Source organism: Yoonia sp. (assembly GCF_046498525.1).
Taxonomy (GTDB): Bacteria; Pseudomonadota; Alphaproteobacteria; order Rhodobacterales; family Rhodobacteraceae; genus Yoonia.
Window position 1 is genome coordinate 1 of sequence record NZ_JAWOAN010000274.1, and the last position, 3,268, is coordinate 3,268.

General features: G+C 57.5%; 1 protein-coding gene and 1 pseudogene. Both read left to right on the forward strand.

The annotated features are described in order from the left end of the window. Position 1: 1 nt before the first annotated feature. Positions 2-2,671 (forward strand): ATP-binding protein, encoded by a 2,670-nt coding sequence (locus tag R6T97_RS16130; protein ID WP_410350305.1) that lies wholly within the window; start codon positions 2-4, stop codon positions 2,669-2,671. A 43-nt stretch (positions 2,672-2,714) separates the two neighbouring features. Further along, positions 2,715-3,268 (forward strand): annotated as a pseudogene (locus R6T97_RS16135) (flagellar motor switch protein FliM); the annotation flags it as partial.

Below are 3,268 nucleotides of genomic sequence, written 5' to 3' on the forward strand. Positions count from 1 at the left end.
TGTGGCGCTGGGCTATGTCGTTTTTCTGTTCTCCATCGCTTTCATCGCAGAGCGTCGCGCGGCGAACGGTCACTCCAACTGGTTGGCTTCGCCGTGGATCTACACCTTGTCACTCAGCATCTATTGTACAGGTTGGACCTTTTATGGCGCAGTCGGATATGCCGCGCGGTCGGGTTTGGAGTTTGCGACCATCTATTTGGGTCCGACCTTGGTAATGGTCGGCTGGTGGTGGGTGCTGCGGCGGCTGGTCCGTATCGGACGTGCGCAGCGCATTACGTCCATCGCCGATCTCGTGTCGTCGCGCTTTGGCAAGTCCACCCAGCTTGGCGTGATCGTCACGGTGATTTCGGTTATCGCGGCAACGCCCTATATCGCCCTGCAATTACAGTCTGTTACATTGTCCTTTGCAGTCTTTGCCCAGACCGAGGGCGGCAGTTGGAACCAGCCAGATTTTATAGTCACGGCCATGTGGGTCGCCGTCGGTCTTGCTGTCTTTACAATCATCTTCGGCACCCGAAATCTGGATGCGAACGAACGTCACCACGGTGTTGTCATTGCAATCGCGGTAGAGGCGGTTGTCAAATTATGCGCGCTGGTTGCCGTGGGCGTCTTCGTGGTGTGGGGGATTGCCGGTGGTCCGGGCGAGATGCTCAATCGGATTGACCGGTCGCCGATCGTTTTGTGGAATCAGGACAGCGGGCGCTGGATCAGTCTGATTTTTCTGTCCGGCGCAGCCTTGCTATGCCTGCCGCGCATGTTTCAGGTGTTGGTGGTCGAAAACGCGGATGAACGGCACCTTCATATCGCAAGCTGGGCATTCCCTCTTTATCTTTTCATGATGAGCTTGTTTGTCGTGCCGATCGCGGTCATCGGTCTTGATCTGCTGCCTGCTGGCAGCAACCCGGATCTCTTTGTCCTGACCGTGCCGCTGAGCGAAGGACGTGGTGGCTTGGCTGTGCTGTCTTTCCTCGGCGGCTTTTCGTCGGCGACGTCCATGGTCATCGTGGCGACGATTGCATTGGCAACCATGGTGTCGAACCACATCGTCGTCCCGATCTGGCTAAGCTTGCAGGGAAATCAGCAGGCCATGATGTCGGGCGATGTGCGCCATGTGATCCTGCTGGCACGGCGGCTTTCAGTGGTGGGCATATTGGCGCTGGGCTTTCTTTATTACCGGTTGTCGGGTGGCGGAACGGCGCTTGCTGCGATTGGATTGATTTCCTTTACCGGTACCGTGCAGATTCTGCCTGCGATGATCGGTGGCATCTTCTGGCGTGGGGCAACAGGTGTCGGGGCTGCGGCGGGATTGATCACCGGGCTTGCTGTCTGGATGTGGACATTGTTCCTGCCCAGCTTTGGTGTTGATGCGGTCATCAGTCAGGCCGTTCTCGACAACGGGCTTTTCGGGCTGTCATGGCTGCGGCCGCAGGAGCTTTTTGGCCTGACCGGGCTTGATCCTCTGGTGCATGGGATATTCTGGTCGATGTTGCTGAATACGACGATGTTTATCGTTTGCTCCCTGCTGACCTTTCCTGTGCCGCTGGAACGTCTGCAAGGTGCGCAATTCGTCAATATCTTTGAACATTCGAATGCGGCAACGGCTTGGTCCGGTGCTGCCACAGGGGCTGAGGATCTGCTGATCATGGCGCAGCGGATCATGGGCAGCAGGGAAGCGCAGGCGCTGTTCGCCCAAGAGGCGGCACGGCAGGGAAAGGTAGGGTACCTGCCGGAAGTGACACCTGATTTTATCGAGCATCTTGAACGGGTTCTTGCCGGTTCCGTCGGTGCCGCGACGGCCCATGCGATGATCGGGCAACTGATCGGCGGCAGCAGCGTTTCGGTCGAAGACCTGATCGCAGTTGCGGACGAGGCTGCGCAGATTCTGGAATACTCCAACCGGCTTGAAGCCAAGTCGCAAGAGCAGGAGCGTACAGCCCGCGCTTTGCGGGCCGCGAACGACAAGCTGACAGCGCTTTCGATCCAGAAAGACGCGTTTCTCAGTCAGATCAGCCACGAACTGCGCACACCGATGACGTCGATCCGTTCATTCTCGGACATTTTGCGGGATCGTGACATGAACCAGGAAGAGCAGGCACGCTATGCCGGTATCATCCATGATGAAGCAGTCCGGTTGACACGACTTCTGGACGACCTGCTGGATTTGTCCGTTCTTGAAAACGGTCAGGTCGAGTTGCGCGAGCAGAGCGGCCAGCTTTCGGACCTTCTGGACCGTGCGGTGCGCGCTGCTGGCATGCATGACGGGGTGCTTACGGTCCGACGTGATCGGGCGGCTGAACAGCTGACCCTTGTCACCGATCTGGATCGCTTGACCCAGGTTTTCATCAATTTGATTGCAAACGCACGCAAGTATTGTGACGCAGACAAGCCGGAACTGGTCATCGACCTGCGCCGGGACGAAGCCGGATATTTCGTTGATTTCATGGACAACGGCAGCGGAATTGCACCCAAGAACCAAGAGTTGATATTTGAGAAATTCTCGCGCGTTGCAGATGGATCAAAGGCAGGTGGTGCGGGGTTGGGTCTGGCAATTTGCCGCGAGGTGATGCACCGGCTGGGCGGTGAGGTGACTTATGTTCCGCAGTGCGATGGGGCTGCTTTCCGTGTGCGGTTGCCGCAACTCAAAGCTGTGGCCGCGTTAGAGGAAACGTAACCAATTTTGCCTATCACTGCTGCAAAGCATCTGTGGCGGGCGTATGACTGAAAGTACACAAGTGAAATTGCTGCGGCGGATGACCCGTCCGCAAGGGCAAGAAGCTGCGGGTAATCCGCTGACCGCTTCGCGCGCTGTTCGCTTGGCGTTGACCAAGGCGGCGAACGATACCGTCGGGCTTGTCCTGACAGTCCAAAGCGTGGCGGAAGAGGTCACAGGTCTGGATGACATGCTTGGCACCTTGGCAGACGATCAAATGCTGGTGGAGCTGAAGCGCGAAGGTGATCTTGCGGGCCTTATCGCACTGGATATGGAAATGCGTGCTGCCGTACTCGAGATGGAAACGATGGGTGCACTTCTGGCAACCCGGTCAGAGCCCCGTGCACCGACACGCACGGATAAGATGCTTTGTGATCCGCTGCTCTGTTCTTTCTTGTCCGCTTTTCCCGCAGCGGTCATGGACACGCCGTTGGCGGGATGGGTTGACGATGTGCAACCCGGTGAGGAAATGCAAAATACCCGGGTTGCGGGCCTCGTCCTTGAGGATTGTGCGTACCGCATTGTGCGGTTGAACATGGATCTCGGGGTTGCTGACCG